This window comes from Azospirillum tabaci (assembly GCF_014596085.1).
In the GTDB taxonomy this organism is placed as follows: domain Bacteria; phylum Pseudomonadota; class Alphaproteobacteria; order Azospirillales; family Azospirillaceae; genus Azospirillum; species Azospirillum tabaci.
The window spans coordinates 56032-71956 of record NZ_JACCJY010000033.1 but is presented as its reverse complement, the minus strand read 5'-3'; the positions used below and the strand labels follow the sequence as shown (position 1 = coordinate 71956).

The following is a 15925-nucleotide window of genomic DNA, read 5'->3' as shown; positions in this document are numbered from 1 at the left end:
GCCAACGGCCAAAACCGCCGCCTGCGCATCCCTTCTCACAACACGGTATCAACGATATCCAAGATCCCGCGGCCCCAGGAGAACCGCAACACCCCGCACCCATTCCCTTGAAGGAGTGGGCCACCAGGGCCAAAACCGATGAACCAGAAATCCGGAGACGAAACAAACAGCGCCGAGTGCTTGGCGCCGCTCCTTGGATCGTCATCCGCTTTTTTGATCCGTCGCTGCCGCGTTTGTCTGCGGCACCGCGTCGGTGGAGCGGTTTATAGGCGCACCTCCCCGACCGGCGCAAGCGCTTTTTGCATTTCCATGAAAAATTCTTCACAGAGCCACTTATCACCGAAGTCCAAGCTGGAATCAGTGTATGTCCGTCCCTCCCTGGAACGGGCGCCCCGCCATGGCGGAGCGTACGGCCCGAGGGACAGGCTCTGGCGCGCCCAACCGATTGACGCCGTTACCCCTATCGGGTTGACAGTGACAAAATTGGTGCGCATGGTCGCCTATAGAAGGTGTTGGCTCCTTGGGCAGCCGAACAGCCCGCCGCCACAACGGTCCGAAACGTGTGAGGAAGCATAGGAGGATGACGGTGCGTTCGAGGCTCGGTGGCCTTCCCACGCTCGCCCTGGTTGCCGCTGGTCTGGCGGGGCTCCTCTCCCACACGGTCGCACCGCCCGCCCAGGCGGCGGGCGGGCGCACGGCCCCGCCGGAACGGGTCGTCAAGGGCACCGTTAAAGAGACCGGCGGCGACGATGACGAGCGTTCGCCGAGCGCGCACCGTCACATCTTGTCCGTCGGGCGCGGTGACACGCTGATGGACATGTTGACCGGGGCCGACGTCCCGGCGGACGAGGCGACCAACGCCATCGCGGCCCTGCGCAAGGTCTATGATCCGCGCAAGCTGCAGGTCGGCCAACAGGTCACCGTCCTGTTCGAGCCTCGCCGCGGCGGGACCAAGCGCTTCGTCGGGCTGGAGTTCCTTCCGGACGTGGTGCGCTCCGTCTCGGTGTCCCGCAAGGGTGACACCGATTTCACGTCAAGCGAATCGGAGAAGGCGGTCACCCGCCAGCCGGTCGCCGCGCAAACGGTGATCCGGTCGAGCCTGTTCGAAGCGGGCAACGCCGCGGGCGTGCCGGTGTCGGTGATGATGGCGCTGATCCGCGACTATTCCTATGACGTGGATTTCCAGCGCGACCTTCAGCCGGGCGATCGCTTTGAGGTCTTGTATGAGCGGCTGATCACCGCCGACGGCAAGAGCGCTGGCGAAGGCGACGTACTTTACGCCGCGCTGGTGCTGAGCGGCAAGGAGTATCCGATCTACCGGCACAAGAGCCGAGACGGGCGGATCGACTATTACAACCGGGACGGCGAGAGCATCCGCCGCGCGTTGCTGCGCACACCGATCGACGGCGCCCGGATCACCTCCGGCTTCGGCATGCGCCATCACCCGATCCTGGGTTTCAGCAAGATGCACAAGGGCATGGATTTCGGCGCACCGACCGGTACGCCGATCTACGCCGCGGGCGGCGGCGTGGTCGAGGAGGTCGGGCCGAACGGCGCCTACGGCAACTATATCCGCATCCGCCACAACACCCAGATCGCCACGGCCTATGCCCATCTCAGCCGGATCGCCAAGGGCACGCGCCGCGGCGCCCGTGTCGACCAGGGCGACGTCATCGGTTACGTCGGCACCACCGGGCGGTCCACCGGGCCGCACCTGCATTACGAAGTGTTGAAGGGCGGCCAGCAGATCAACCCGAAGAGCATCGACCTGCCCACCGGCGACAAGCTGGAGGGCCGTGAACTGCAGGCCTTCGAACAGACGGTGCGGTCGCTGGAGAAGACCTTCGAGCAGGCCCGCAGCGGCCTCCAGCTCGCCCGCACCCCGGGGTCGCACGAGGACAAGGGCTGCACCAAGGCCACCACCTGCTGAGGTGGCGGCGCCCCTAACCCCGATACCCGTATTCCGGATGCCCCTACTCCTGATGCCTCTATTCCTGATGAAGGAAGCGGCGGATGGCGTTGGCGAGGATCTGGGCGCCCTTCTCCTCGTCGTCCGCCATCTTGCGGAGACGGTCGCGCATGGCCTGAACCTGCGGCTTCATCTGAGTCGCCTTGGCGATGGCCAGTTGCGCCTCTTCCGGTTTCATGTCGTCTTCGGCCATGGCGTGCTCCCTCCGCTCGCGATCAGGATGAGACAGTTTGGACCATGTTTCAACGGCCCGCTTTATCGGTGCTGCGGGCTTCAACGAAACAGCCCGACGCTCTCCACCTCTTGCCCGCCGGTCCCCAGCTTGAACTCCGTGACGCCCGGCGCGCTCTCCGGGTTGATGCCGCCAAGGTCGAGCCAGCCCACACCCCGTCCTTTGAGCGCCAGAGCGGCCCGCCACAGCACCAGCCGCATCGCGCCGCTCTTTCGCCCCGACTCGCTGGACCAGCCGATCTGGTAGGTGGCCGAGCCGCCATGGATGTAGAAGAGTGCGCTCGCCGCCGGCTTAGCGTTGCTGGAACGGTCCTCTAGGGCGGCAACCATCAGCACCCCGTCGCCCTTCCCCCCACCTTTCAGCAGCGCGTTGCGGATGCGCACGGCCAGCGCGCCGGTCATCGGGCGGAACTGCTTGGTCAGGGCCTGCTCATGCTCCTGCTTCATCAGCCAGGGCAGGTTCTTGGCCTCCCAGTCCAGATCGATGACCAGACCGGCCTTCTCCGCCCCCTTCAGCCGCTGGCGCCAGTCACGGGCCATCGCGGCGCGCAACTCGTCCTCGCCGCGCGACAAGTCGAGCCAGACCGTGCGGTAGCCGGGGCCGAAGCGGCGGAAGCCGCAGCGGCGCAGCATCGCTTCCGCCTCCGGGCCGGCGGCGAATTCGGGCAGCAGGCTGGCGCGGTTCAACAGGTTGTCGGGACAGGCCCGGCGCAGCAGGCGGAAGACCGCCTCCTGGGTCGCCACATCCGGCTCCACCCCGTCGAGCCACAGCGGGCCGCGGTGAATCTGGCGCTGGTGGAACAGGCGGAGCATGCGCCGCTCCAGAAGCTGCACCATCCCGATGGGGATGCCGTCCCGCCGGATCAGGCCGAGCCGCGGCACGAAGCCATGGGTGCGCCCCATGGCCCCGGCATAGGCGAAGCACTGCGGCAGGGTGGAGCGGGGAACGCGGGCGAAGAGCGAGGCCCACTCCCCCACCGTCCCCTCGTTCCACAGGATGGTGACGGCGCCTTCGGAAGTGCTCGGGGACGGCATGGGCGGGTCCGGCGTCAGGCGGGCGGCAGGGCCGAGGTGGCCTCTTCCACCTGGGCGAAGCTCGGCCGGTATTCGGGCTCCAGCACGTTTCGCGAGTATTCGACCGAGATGGCCGGGGCGTAGCCGGACAAATGGGCAATCAGACCGATCTTCATCGCCTGATAGTATTTCCCTTCGGCGTGGTAGATGTTCTTCAGGCCGCTGGCGATCGGCGCCAAGAAGCCGTAGGCGACGAGAATGCCGGTGAAGGTGCCGACCAGCGCGCCGCCGATCAGCTTGCCCAGAACCTCTGGCGGCTCGGTGATCGATCCCATGGTGTGGATCACGCCCAGCACCGCCGCCACGATGCCCAGTGCCGGAACGGCGTCGGCGACCGCCTGGATGGCGTCGGCGATCCGCTGATGCTCGTGGTGCATGGTCTCAATGTCCTCGTCCATCAGGTCGACCAGTTCGTGGGGGTTGTCGGCCCCGAGCGACATCAGACGCAGATAGGTGCAGAGGAAGGAGATGGCGTGGTGGTCGCCGTAGAATTTTGGAAACTGCTGGAAGAGTGGTGAATCCTCGGGTTTCTCGATGTGTTGTTCGAGGGCAAGCAGCCCCTTGGTCTTCGCGATCTTGAAGACCTGATACATCATGGTGAGAAGTTCGAGGAAGTCGTCCTTTTTGTATTTTGGCCCTTTGAAGAGGTGGCCGAGTTCCTTGCCTGTGTGCGTTACGACCGCTTTTGGGTTGCCGATCAGGAACGCGCCGGCGGCGGAGCCCAGGATGATCATGAACTCGAAGGGCATCCACAGCACGCCCAGGTGGCCGCCACCCAGGACGTAGCCCCCGAAGACGCTGAACACCACGACGCCGAAGCCGATCATCACGAACATGTCTTCCGTCCTCCAGCGTCATTTTCAGTGCCTGAGCCGGTCCGCTTCGCGAAAGGCCGGTCATGCAGGCGTGCTTGCGGTCTGCCGGCCCAGTGACGCAGCAATCCCTTGAGTTTGTGTAAATCACCCGGCGCCGGACGCGATCCTAGCCGTGACAAAGGATCGTGTCACGAAAGGAGTACCCGAAAGGCACCCCGCCGCAGCGGCCCGTGCAAAAGAAAAGAGGCCGCCCGCAGGCGGCCCCTCTCCACGCGCTCACACGATTCGGCGACGGCTCGATCAGCCGATCCGCCAAGTGTCGGGAGCCTCCTCCAGACGCTTGAGGAGCGCCACGCGCTGCTGCTCGATCTCGTCCGGCAAATGGCTGCCGAAGCGGTTGAACAGCTCCTCCTGGTCCTTGGCCTCGGCCTCGGCTTCCTTCCGGTCGATGTCCATGATCTTCCGGAACTTGTCTTCGGCGAAATCCAGTCCGGCCCAGTTCAGGTCCTGGTAGCGCGGCATGTAGCCGAACGGGCTCTCCGCCGCATCCACCGCACGGCCCCGGACACGGTCGACGATCCAGCGCAGGACGCGCATGTTGTCGCCGAAGCCCGGCCAGACGAACTTGCCGTTCTCGTCCTTGCGGAACCAATTGACGCGGTAAATGCGCGGCAGGTTCTCCACCTTGCCTTCCATCGCCAGCCAATGGTTCCAGTAGTCGGCCATGTTGTAGCCGCAGAAGGGCAGCATGGCGAAGGGATCGCGGCGGATGGCGGCCTGGCCCACGGCGGCGGCGGTCGCCTCCGAGCCCATGGTCGCGGCCCAGTACACGCCCTCGCGCCAGTTGTAGGCCTCGAACACCAGCGGGAAGGTCTTGGACAGGCGTCCGCCGAAGATGAAGGCGGAGATCGGAACGCCCGCCGGGTCCTCCCAGGCCGGATCGATCGACGGGCACTGCGCCGCCGGGGCGGTGAAGCGCGAGTTCGGGTGCGCGGCGGGACGGCCCGACGCCGGGGTCCAATCGTTGCCCTGCCAGTCGATCAGGTGGGCCGGCGCCTCGTCGGTCAGTCCCTCCCACCACACGTCGCCATCGTCGGTCAGCGCGACGTTGGTGAAGATGACGTTGGCGTTCAGAGTCTTCAGCGCGTTCGGGTTCGACTTGATGCTCGTGCCCGGCGCCACGCCGAAGAAGCCGGCCTCAGGGTTGATGGCGCGCAGCGTGCCGTCCGGCTGCGGCTTCACCCAGGCGATGTCGTCACCGATGGTGCGGACCTTCCAGCCTTCGAACTCGGCCGGGGGGACCAGCATGGCGAAGTTGGTCTTGCCGCAGGCCGACGGGAAGGCGGCGGCGACGTAGGTCTTCTCGCCCTCGGGGCTTTCCACGCCGAGGATCAGCATGTGCTCGGCCAGCCAGCCCTGCTCGCGGCCCATCGAGGAGGCGATGCGCAGCGCGAAGCACTTCTTGCCGAGCAGGGCGTTGCCGCCGTAGCCCGAGCCGAAGGAGACGATCGAGTGATCGGCCGGGAAATGCACGATGTACTTGTGCTCGGCGTTGCACGGCCACGCCACGTCCGGCTGGCCGGGCTCCAGCGGGGCGCCAATGGAGTGCAGGCAGGGCACGAAGTCGCCGTCGCCCAGGATGTCCAGCACCTTCTGGCCCATGCGGGTCATCATGCGCATGTTGACCGCGACATAGGGGCTGTCGGAGATCTGCACGCCGATGTGCGCGATGTCGGAGCCCAGCGGCCCCATGCTGAAGGGCACCACATACATGGTGCGGCCCCGCATGCAGCCTTCGAACAGGCCGTCCAGCTTCGCCTTCATCTCCGCCGGGGCGACCCAGTTGTTGGTCGGGCCGGCGTCCTCCTTGCGCTCGGAGCAGATGTAGGTGCGGTCCTCGACGCGGGCGACGTCGCCCGGATCGGAGCGGCAGAGGTAGGAGTTCGGGCGCTTGGCCTCGTTCAGCTTGATGAAGGTGCCCGATTCCACCATCTCGGCGCACAGGCGGTCGTATTCCTCCTGCGATCCGTCACACCAGTGCACCCGCTCGGGCTTGCATTTGTTCGCGATCTCCTCGACCCAAGCCAGGAGCTTCTTGTTCCGCGTGCGCGTCGTTCCGGTCATCCTTTGCCTCTCAACTCGTCTCCGGGTTCGCCGCCCCCCTGGAATGCGGGGGCTGGTGCCCGGAGGTCCGGACGGCTGGCCTTTTCGGCCCTTATCGAAGCCGTCCTCGTTCGGTGGCGGTGTCTTTCCGCCGGCTCAAACCACCGCAGCCCGGCCCGAAGGCCGAACGGCGGTCATCCAGACGCGCCCCCCGGGCGCGCCCGATGTCCTGATTGGCAAGAGAGGGGTGGCCCCAGGGCCACAAACCCAAAACGGCAACGGGTTGGTCCGTTATGGTCCACTGACGTTTTCTCCTGGTTGCGCTCTTTTGCGCGCCGCTTGCCGCGGCGTCGTGGTTAGCCGTCACGATCCTTCGAATCCACCGAGTCATCGGTCGCGCCGGGTGCGCTCCGGCGAGCCTGCCGGGCGAGCCCGGCGAGAGTGACCCTAGCGTCTCCGGGGTTTTCCACGCTGTGATCGAAATCAACCCGCGCCATTTCGCCGCTGCGGCGCAGGTCGCAGCCGTCGGGGTCGATCCCGGTCATCGCCCAAGGCTCGGCGCCGTCAGCGGAGCGTCCGGCCAGAACCGTGGCGTACAGCCGCAAGGCGTCGGCGTGGTCGGCGTTCATGTGGCTCAGGATGGCGCTCTCGGCCTCGGCCAGCGCCGCTGGAACGCCGGGCAGCAGCAGGTCGGCCCGGTCCAGCCACCGCACCCGGCCGAAGCCGGCCACGAGATGGGCGCGTTCCACCGACACGGCGTAGAGGCTGAAATCGGTGAAACCGGCGTAGAGCGCCGCACCGGGATGGCGCGCCAGGAAGCGGGCGCGGTGGCGCGGCTCCTCCGAGCGCTCGGCCCGCCCGAGAACGGACAGCCGAGGCCCGGACAGCGGCTCCGCCAGCCCCGCCGTTCCGTCGAACAGCAGACCGACGCGCGGATCCCGCGCGATGTTCTTCGTGTGGTCGGCAAGGGTGGAGAGTAGGAGAAGCGGTGTCCCATCCAGATCGAAGGCCACCTGGACCAATGAGGGATAGGGCCAGCCGCCCCGGCCATCGTGCTGGGCGTCGTGCTGGGCGTCATCCCCGCGCAGGGCGGTGGACAGCGCCGCCAGACCGGCACCACGCATCAGGCGCCTTGCGGCGCCTCCCGTTTGGCCGCCGACGTCCGATGACGCCGCGGCGCCCGGCCCCGATGGGGTCGGACGGATGGGGGACTCGTCGGAACTCATGCCCTGAAACGAATGCGTTCTCCCGCGCAGCACCGTTTCGCCGGCGCCGCATTGGTGCCATATTGGCCCAGACAAATAGGTTGGGAAAAGCGAAAAGTTGGCTTTTCATGCCTTTGCGCCGCCTCTTGGGCATCGTGGAGCATTAGGAAAGTCCGCTTTTCGAAATAAGACGAAACCATTCTTCCGTAGTAGGCGACCGTGAGGGGCCGGTCATCCGCTGAAATTGGCCGCGGACGCCGGTCGCCGACACCAGCGGTTGCCGAAAACGGGGCGTGCGATTGGGAACGCGAACGACATGTCTCACACCGTAGCGTTGGTGGATGACGACCGGAACATCCTGACCTCCGTTGCCATGGCGCTGGAAGCGGAAGGGTTCGAGGTGCGCACCTACACCGACGGCGCCGAAGCGCTGCGCGGCCTGACCCAGCGCCCGCCGGACCTCGCCGTGCTGGACATCAAGATGCCGCGCATGGACGGGATGGAGCTTCTCCAGCGCCTGCGCCAGACCAGCCATCTGCCGGTCATCTTCCTGACCAGCAAGGACGACGAGGTGGACGAGTTGATGGGTCTGCGCATGGGCGCGGACGACTACATCAAGAAGCCCTTCTCGCAGCGCCTGCTGGTGGAGCGCATCCGCACCCTGCTGCGGCGGGAGGCGGCGACCCGCGACAAGACCGCGCCGGAACCCGGCGCGCTGCTGACCCGCGGCCCGCTGGTCATGGACGGTGCCCGCCATTCCTGCACCTGGAAGGACCAGCCCATCGACCTGACGGTGACGGAGTTCCTTCTGGTGAAGGCACTGGCCCAGCGCCCCGGCCATGTGAAGAGTCGCGACCAGCTCATGGACGCCGCCTATGGCGAGAACGTCTATGTCGACGACCGCACCATCGACAGCCACATCAAGCGGCTCCGCAAGAAGTTCAAGGCCATTGATTCCGACTTTGCGCAGATTGAAACGCTCTATGGCGTCGGTTACCGATACAAGGAGTGAGGTCCGCGCGCCGGACCACACCGCCCAGCCGGCCACCCAGGCCCCCGTCAAGCCCGGAACCGCACCGCGCGCAACGGCACGGCGCCGGGTGCGCGGCGTGCCGTCGCCGCTGACCCTGCGGATTCTGGCCGTCAACGTGCTGGCGCTGCTGCTTCTGGTCGGCGCCCTGCTCTATCTCGGCCGCTACCAGGACCGGCTGGTCCAGGCGGAGCTGGATGCCCTGGAGACGGAGGCGCGCATCTTCGCCTCCGCGCTCGGCGAGGGCGCCGTGCAGCGGGCCGCCGACGAGCCGGAGCTGGGACAGGAAAGCTACGAGCTGTCGCCGGAGCTGGGGCGCCAGATGATCCGCCGGCTGGCGCTGGCGACCGAGACGCACACCCGGCTCTACGGCCCGGACGGGCGGCTGCTCTCGGACAGCCGGGTGCTGACCGGCTCCCCCGGCAAGATCGAGATCCAGGAACTGCCGCTGCCGCCCTCCGGGGACCCGGCGTCCCGCGCGGTCAACGAGTTCTACGCCCGCTTCATCGACGTGGTGCCGAGCCGCGAGAACCTGCCGCTCTACCGCGAGCCGCCGGGCCACGCCGCCGAATCGACCGCCCCGCCGCCGCCCAACGTGGAGCGCGCGCTGGCCGGCGAGAACAGCGCGACGGTGTGGCGGCTGGCCTCCCCGGTCGCCCGCTCCAACCTGCTGCTGACGGTCGCCGTTCCGGTCCAGCGCTACAAGGAGGTGCTGGGGGCGGTGCTCCTGTCGCGCAGCGGCACGGTGATCGACGAGGCCATCCGGTCGGTCCGCACCGACATTCTGCGCGTCTTCGCGGTGGCGCTTCTGGTCACGGTCCTGATGTCGCTCTATCTGGCCGGCACCATCGCCCGGCCCATCCGCAAGCTGGCCCAGGCCGCCGACCGGCTGCGCACCGGCCACGGGCGCCATACGGAAATTCCCGACTTCACCCGCCGCGGCGACGAGATCGGGGAGCTGTCCGGCGTGCTGCGCGACATGACCGCGGCGCTGTGGGCGCGCATGGACGCCATCGAGCGCTTCGCCGCCGACGTCGCCCACGAGATCAAGAATCCGCTGACCTCGCTGCGCAGCGCGGTGGAGACGGTCAGCCGCATCCAGGACCCGGCCCGCCGCGACAAGCTGATGGCGATCATCGCCGACGACGTGCAGCGGCTGGACCGGCTGATCAGCGACATCTCCAACGCCTCGCGCCTGGACGCCGAGCTGTCCCGCGCCGCGCTGGAGCCGGTGGACATCGGCGCGATGCTCCGCACGCTCGCCGACATCCACCGCGCCACCGCCGAGGACAACGACGAGGATGGCGAGGAGGCCAGCGATGGGACGGAGGCCCCGCCGAGCGTCGTCATCGAGCCGCCGCGGGGCGGGTCCCTGACCGTGAAGGGGTTGGAGGGGCGGCTGACCCAGGTCTTCCAGAACCTGATCGCAAACGCCCTGTCCTTCTCGCCGCCCGGCGGGCAGGTCCGGCTGGCGACCCGGCGCACCCCGGACGGCGCGGTGGAGGTGACGGTCAGCGACGACGGACCCGGCATCCCGGAGGGCAAGGAGGAGGCGATCTTCGAGCGCTTCTACACCGAGCGGCCGGCCGGCGAGAAGTTCGGCACCCATTCCGGCCTCGGCCTGTCGATCTCCAAGCAGATCGTCGAGGCCCACGGCGGCACCATCCGGGCCGCGAACCGTCTCGGCCCGGATGGGGAGACGATCGGCGCCGTCTTCACCGTGCGCCTGCCCCGCCCCTGATGGACCTCCAAGGCGGATTTCCACATGGTGGATGCGGCATAGTTGCAATTTGAGAAAAGACGTATGGACAAAGTCGTGGGTGCGGCGGATGCTCAACTTCGGTCATTCCCGCGCCCGCGACGGCTGGCCTTTCGACAACCGGACGTCACCAACCGGAAGAGGGGCCATGTCAGACCTCAAGTCCGACCTCAAGCCGATCGCGCCGCGCCAGATCGACGGGGCCGCCGCAGCGTCGGCCAGGGTCATCGACTTCCGCCGTTACCGGCTGGCCCGTCTCATCAACGACGCCAGCGTCCAACAGGGCGAACTGGCCCGGATGATGCGGGCGTCGGCCGACGAGCGGACGCAACTGGCGCAGGCGCTCCAGGGCGCCCAGCGCCATCTGGCGACCATCGCCGACAGCTACAGCCATCTTCTGACCCGGTTGGCCCGCGAAAAGGAATTTCGCACGGCCTGCCAGGAAGCCGCAGAGCTGGACGATCTGGACGAGATGATCCGGCGGCGCGACGCTCTGGCCAGCGAGTTGCTGGACATCCGCCGCACGGCACGGCCCGGCCCGTGTCCGGGCCTGACCGCCGGATGCGACCGGCCGGGCTGAGGCGGGAAGCGGGCGGCGGGCGTCAGGCCAGGGCGGTCACGCCGGCGCATTCGAGGCGTATCGAGCGGGAAAAGGATGCATTTTCGGCATCCCATTGACAGAACCGGCGGCACGCCTCACCTTCGCGGGATCATGGCAACGATTCACGGCACCTGCGTCCTGGTCGGCACATGGAACAGCAGCCATGGGAACAAAAGCCATGGGAACGGCGGCGCTCCCAATCGGGACGGCGGCAACCGGGGCGAAGCGCCCGTCGGGGTGCTGCTGCGGGGACCGTCGGGCAGCGGCAAGTCCGATCTGGCCCTGCGGATGATCGAGGCGGGGGCGCTGTTGGTTGCCGATGACCGTGTGGAACTGCGCGTGGACAATGGCCGGCTGATGGCAACGGCGCCGGCGGCGCTGGCCGGACTGCTGGAGGTGCGGGGCGTCGGCATCATGCCCATGCCCACCGCCACCGAGGCGGAGGTTGGCCTGGTCGTCGATCTGGTGCCGCGCGGCGCCGTTGAGCGCCTCCCCGAAGAGGAGACCGCGGACCTTCTCGACCGGACGGTGCCGCGCCTCGCCCTCTGCCCCTTTGACGCCTCGGCGCCGGCCAAGCTGAAGCTGGCCGCCGGCGCAGCGCGGGCCGGCTCTCTGGGAAAGGTTCCGGACCTGCCATGACCGACCGTCTCTCCTCGCAAGACCATCCGCCGGAACGGCCCAAGGGCCAGGACGGCCAACTCGTGCTCGTCACCGGCATGTCGGGGGCGGGGATGTCCGTCGCCCTGAAGGCCCTGGAGGACCTGGGCTACGAAGCGGTGGACAATCTGCGCCTCTCGCTGGTCCCGGCGCTCCTGGAGCAGGCCGACCCGCGCAAGCGCCCGCTGGCGCTGGTCATCGACAGCCGGACCCGCGACTTTTCCGCCCACGCCATGCTGGAGGAGGTGGAGGCGCTGAGGGCCCACGCGGAGCTGGACGTGCGGCTGGTCTTCCTCGACTGCGGGGACGAGACGCTGCAGCGCCGCTTCACCGAGACGCGGCGCCGCCACCCGCTGGCCATCGACCGCCCGGTGCCCGACGGCATCCAGTTGGAACGCGCGATGCTGCTTCCGCTGAAGCAGCAGGCCGACGTGACCATCGACACCACGCAATTGTCGATCCACGACCTGCGCCGCATCCTGGCCGGCAGCTTCCAGATCGGCAGCCAGGCGGCGCTTCAGGTCTTCGTCACCTCCTTCTCGTTCCGGATGGGGTTGCCTCGCGAGGCGGACCTCGTGTTCGACGTACGCTTCCTGACGAATCCCCATTATGATCCGGATCTGCGACCGCTGACCGGCCTGGACCCCCGCGTGGCGGCGCGGGTGGAGGGCGACCCGGATTTCGCCGAGTTCTTCCGTCATCTGACGGACCTGTTGCAGCCGCTTCTGCCGCGCTACAACCAGGAGGGCAAGAGTTACCTGACCATCGCGGTCGGCTGCACGGGCGGCAAGCACCGGTCCGTGTTCGTCGCCGAACGGCTGGCCGCGTGGCTGGGCGGGCTGGGTCTGAAGGTCGGGATCAGCCACCGGGAACTGGAACGGCAAGCCCCGCGGGCCGGCTGACAGCCGAAGGCTGGCCAGGGGGATGGCCCAAGGTGCGGGTCGATCCGGATAAGGGATCGTTCATAAGTGCCGCAATATGAATGTGGCTTCGGGGGAGGCTCCAGAATTGAAGGATGTCCCATGATCGGTATGGTTCTGGTAACCCACGGGCGCCTCGCGGAAGAGTTCATCGCCGCGCTGGAGCATGTGGTGGGTGAGCAGCAGCAGGTGCGGGCCGTGTGCATCGGCCCAGACGACGACATGGAGCAGCGCCGTCAGGACATTCTGAACTCCGTTGCCGACGTGGACGACGGGTCCGGCGTCGTCGTGCTGACCGACATGTTCGGCGGGACCCCGTCCAACCTCGCCATCTCCATCATGGACAAGGCGAAGGTCGAGGTGATCGCCGGCGTGAACCTGCCGATGCTGATCAAGCTGGCCAGCGTGCGCCGCCAGGAAACGCTGACCCACGCCGTGACCGCCGCGCGGGAGGCCGGCCAGAAATACATCAACGTCGCTTCCTCGCTGCTGTCGGACGGGTGACCCGATGAACGTTCCAGACGACAAGACGCCCGCCCAGGGCGCTTCCGGCATCGGCGGGCAGAGTCCGAACGGACAGACTCCGAACGGACAGGATCCGGAGAGAAATCCCGAAATCTGCCAGACCGTCACGATCAGCAACCAGCGCGGCCTGCACGCCCGCGCGGCGGCGAAGTTCGTGAAGCTGGTCGCCACCTTCGATTGCGAGATCGAGGTGCGGCGCGGCGAGACGCAGGTGTCGGGCGAATCCATCATGGGCCTGATGATGCTGGCCGCCGGCCCCGGCACCTCGGTGGAACTGTACGCCTACGGCCGCGAGGCCGAAGAGGCCATGGCGGCTCTCGTGGATCTGATCACCCGCAAGTTCGATGAAGACTGACGTTCCGGCCGCCGGCCAGGGGCGGTCGTTGCGCGGGTTGGGCGTTTCGCCCGGCATTGCCATCGGCCCGGCCCATGTGGTGGAGAGCGGCGCCGTCCGCGTTCCCGAATACACGCTCGCCGCCGATCAGGTGGAGGCCGAGGCCACGCGCTTCGCCGACGCCTGCGGCAAGGCGCGCCGCCAGATCCGCAAGCTGAAGGCCAAGGCGCTGGTGCTGCCCGGCTCCGCGTCGGAGGAGATCGGCTTCCTTCTCGACGCCCATCTGGCGATGGTCACGAACTCCCGCCTGACGCGCGGCGTCGAGCGCCGCATCCAGCAGGAGCTGGTCAACGCCGAGGCCGCGGTGCAGGCGGAGATCGCCACCATCGCCCAGACCTTCGCGAGCATGGAGGACAGCTACCTCGCCGGACGCATCGCCGACGTGCGCGAGGTGGGGCGGCGCCTGATCCGCAACCTGATGCGGCACGAGTATCAGGCCTTCTCCATGTTGAATCCCGGCTCGGTGATCCTGGCCGAGGAGCTGACCCCCGCGGACACCGCCCTGCTCGACCCGCGCCGCGTCGCCGGCTTCGCCACCGTGCTCGGCGGCGCCGAGGGGCACACGGCGATCATGGCGCGCTCGCTGGGCATTCCGGCGGTGCTGGGCGTCGGCGGGCTGCTGTCCGGGCTGAAGAACGGGATCACGGTCATCGTCGACGGGGTGCAGGGGCGCGTCATCATCGACCCCACCCCCGAGGTGCTGGAGGACTACCGGCAGCGCCGCGCCGAACGCGAGCGCGAGCGCGAGCAGTTGAAGGGGCTGCGCAAGCTTCCCGCGGTCACCCGCGACAACACGGCGGTGACGCTCCAGGCCAATCTGGAACTGCCGCGCGACCTCGACCACGCGCTGGAGAACGGAGCGCAGGGAATCGGTCTGCTGCGCACCGAGTTCCTGTTCATGAACCGCGACCAGCTGCCGGACGAGGACGAGCAGTACACCGTCCTGCGCTCCATCGTGGAGGGCATGGGCGGGCGCACCGTCACCGCCCGCACCATGGATGTCGGTGGGGAGAAGCTGGCCGGCTGGATGGCGGGCCGCTACGGCGAGCCGGCGAACCCGGCGCTCGGCCTGCGCGCGGTCCGGCTCGGCCTGCGCGAGCCGAAGCTGCTGGAGACGCAGCTCGCCGCCATGCTGCGGGCCGGCGTCCACGGACCGCTGCGCATCCTGCTGCCGATGATCTGCTCCGTCGCCGAGGTGCAGCGCGTGCGCGAGATGATGGGCCAAGTGGCCCGCCGCCTGCGCCGCCGCGGCGTGCCCATCGCCGACCCGCTGCCGCCGGTGGGCGTGATGGTGGAGGTGCCGGGGGCGGCGCTGTCCGCCGACGCGCTGGCCTACGCCGCCGACTTCTTCTCCATCGGCACCAACGACCTGACGCAGTACACATTGGCCATCGACCGTGGCGACGAGCAGGTCGCCTCGCTCTACGACCCGCTGCACCCGGCGGTGCTGCGCCTGATCCAGTTCACCATCGAGGCGGCGTTGCGCGCCCGCATCCCGGTGTCGGTCTGCGGGGAGATCGCCGGCGATTCGCGCTACACGGCGCTGCTGCTGGGGCTGGGCGTGCGCGACCTGTCGATGGTGCCGCCGGCCATTCCCCTGGTGAAGCGGCGCATCCGCAAGCTGGACCTTCAGGAGGCCACCCGCCGCGCCCGCGTCATCATGGACCAGAGCGACAGCGGGCGCATCGCCGCCCTGCTGGACGATTTCAACGCCGTAGGCTGAGGCGGTCGACGCACGGCGCCGGCCGCCTCAGCCCCCATCAACCCCATGTCATCTCGCCTTTGGCGACCTTGGCCCCGATGTCGAGCGCCACGCCCATGCCGAGACCAGGGAATCGCGCCTCCATAGCCGCCTTCAGCGCGGCGGAGTCGGCGGCCTTCGGCAGCTCCTCCTCGAAGGCGAGAAGATAGCGCTTGGTGAAGGCGATGCCGGAGGGGTCGGTGGCGGCGTCCGGCGCCATGTGGCCGGGAACCACGATCGCCGGCCGCCGCGCCGCCATTTGGTCGAGAGCGGCGATCCAGGCCGCACGGCTTTCCTTCGTCGGCGCGTCGGCGGTCCAGACATGGACGCCCGAGAAGACCAGGACTCCGCCAAACACCGCGTTCAGCGACGGCGCCCACAGGTAACGGCGGTTGGCCAGCCCTTCCGCGGTGACGATCTCGACGCTTTGCCCGTCCACCGTCAGCGTCCGGCCGTCGAACACCTCCGGCAGGACGATGTCGGCCAGCGTCTGCGGACCGTTCTCCTTCAGCCGCGGCCCCCAGGTCTCCAGCTTCTTGGCGACGTTGCCCTTGATCGCCGCGACGGTCGCGGAGCCGGCGATCACGCGGGTGTCCGGGAACGCCTCGTGCAGCGGCTTCAGGCTGAAATAATAGTCGGGGTCAGACTGGCTGATGTAGATGGCCGTCAGCCGCTTCCCGCTTGCCCGGATGGCCTCGACCATGGCCCGTCCGTCCGGATAGGTGAAGCCGCCGTCGAGCAGCAGCGCCTCCGACGGACCGGTGAGGAGCAGCGGCGCCCGGAAGAAGCCGTTCGGTCCCGCCGGGAAGTGTTTCCAACGCAGCGAGCCGCCGCGGGAAGCGGCTGCGGAACCGACCGGGGCGACGAGCGCACTCGCGCCGAGCGCCAGGGTGGTCGTCAT

The 15925-nt window shown here is 68.1% G+C and carries 15 protein-coding genes; 9 read left to right on the top strand and 6 right to left on the bottom strand.

Annotated features, from left to right (window positions below; all coding sequences use genetic code 11):
- Positions 1-580 precede the first annotated feature (580 nt).
- Entirely contained in the window at positions 581-1930 is a 1350-nt protein-coding gene (locus H0B54_RS24460; protein WP_211109527.1) for a peptidoglycan DD-metalloendopeptidase family protein, read from the top strand.
- A gap of 58 nt (positions 1931-1988) precedes the next feature.
- Here the strand turns inward: H0B54_RS24460 and H0B54_RS24455 are convergent, their stop codons facing one another.
- The 5 genes from H0B54_RS24455 to H0B54_RS24435 all read right to left on the bottom strand — a co-directional run bounded on the left by H0B54_RS24455 (position 1989) and on the right by H0B54_RS24435 (position 7316).
- Positions 1989-2162 (bottom strand): hypothetical protein, encoded by a 174-nt coding sequence (locus H0B54_RS24455; RefSeq protein ID WP_172428697.1) that lies wholly within the window; start codon positions 2160-2162, stop codon positions 1989-1991.
- Positions 2163-2242: 80 nt separating this feature from the next.
- Positions 2243-3235, bottom strand: a complete 993-nt coding sequence (locus H0B54_RS24450) for a GNAT family N-acetyltransferase (RefSeq protein ID WP_188262478.1) — start codon at positions 3233-3235, stop codon at positions 2243-2245.
- Positions 3236-3249: 14 nt separating this feature from the next.
- Positions 3250-4110 (bottom strand): flagellar motor stator protein MotA, encoded by an 861-nt coding sequence (motA, locus tag H0B54_RS24445; RefSeq protein ID WP_014199786.1) that lies wholly within the window; start codon positions 4108-4110, stop codon positions 3250-3252.
- A gap of 279 nt (positions 4111-4389) precedes the next feature.
- Positions 4390-6258, bottom strand: a complete 1869-nt coding sequence (locus tag H0B54_RS24440) for a phosphoenolpyruvate carboxykinase (GTP) (RefSeq protein WP_282190442.1) — start codon at positions 6256-6258, stop codon at positions 4390-4392.
- Between the two features lie 290 nt (positions 6259-6548).
- Positions 6549-7316: a HugZ family pyridoxamine 5'-phosphate oxidase gene (locus H0B54_RS24435; RefSeq protein WP_188262477.1), complete on the bottom strand. Its 768-nt coding sequence runs from the start codon at positions 7314-7316 to the stop codon at positions 6549-6551.
- A 397-nt stretch (positions 7317-7713) separates the two neighbouring features.
- Here H0B54_RS24435 and H0B54_RS24430 point away from each other — a divergent pair, with 397 nt between their 5' ends.
- From H0B54_RS24430 to ptsP, 8 genes are all read left to right on the top strand, one after another.
- Positions 7714-8409, top strand: coding sequence for a response regulator transcription factor (locus H0B54_RS24430; RefSeq protein WP_188262476.1), 696 nt, complete (start codon positions 7714-7716; stop codon positions 8407-8409).
- Positions 8381-10168, top strand: coding sequence for a stimulus-sensing domain-containing protein (locus tag H0B54_RS24425; RefSeq protein ID WP_188262475.1), 1788 nt, complete (start codon positions 8381-8383; stop codon positions 10166-10168). Before H0B54_RS24430 ends, H0B54_RS24425 begins: the two co-directional genes overlap by 29 nt.
- A 166-nt stretch (positions 10169-10334) precedes the next feature.
- A complete protein-coding gene (locus H0B54_RS24420; RefSeq protein WP_188262474.1) occupies positions 10335-10766 on the top strand; it encodes a hypothetical protein in 432 nt (143 codons plus the stop codon).
- 132 nt (positions 10767-10898) lie between these two features.
- A complete protein-coding gene (locus tag H0B54_RS24415) occupies positions 10899-11426 on the top strand; it encodes an HPr kinase/phosphorylase (protein ID WP_188262473.1) in 528 nt (175 codons plus the stop codon).
- Complete coding sequence (gene rapZ, locus H0B54_RS24410) at positions 11423-12346, top strand: RNase adapter RapZ (protein ID WP_188262472.1); 924 nt, start codon at positions 11423-11425, stop codon at positions 12344-12346. Before H0B54_RS24415 ends, rapZ begins: the two co-directional genes overlap by 4 nt.
- A gap of 120 nt (positions 12347-12466) precedes the next feature.
- Complete coding sequence (locus H0B54_RS24405; protein ID WP_014199776.1) at positions 12467-12868, top strand: PTS sugar transporter subunit IIA; 402 nt, start codon at positions 12467-12469, stop codon at positions 12866-12868.
- 112 nt (positions 12869-12980) lie between these two features.
- The gene (locus tag H0B54_RS30435; protein WP_172428701.1) at positions 12981-13244 is read left to right on the top strand and encodes an HPr family phosphocarrier protein; all 264 of its coding nucleotides are present in this window, start codon (positions 12981-12983) and stop codon (positions 13242-13244) included.
- On the top strand, positions 13234-15006 hold the full coding sequence (gene ptsP / locus H0B54_RS24395) for a phosphoenolpyruvate--protein phosphotransferase (protein ID WP_188262471.1): 1773 nt from the start codon (positions 13234-13236) through the stop codon (positions 15004-15006). The genes H0B54_RS30435 and ptsP overlap by 11 nt, the downstream gene beginning before the upstream one ends.
- A 37-nt stretch (positions 15007-15043) precedes the next feature.
- Here ptsP and H0B54_RS24390 read toward each other — a convergent pair whose 3' ends face one another.
- Positions 15044-15925, bottom strand: coding sequence for an MBL fold metallo-hydrolase (locus H0B54_RS24390; protein ID WP_246472745.1), 882 nt, complete (start codon positions 15923-15925; stop codon positions 15044-15046).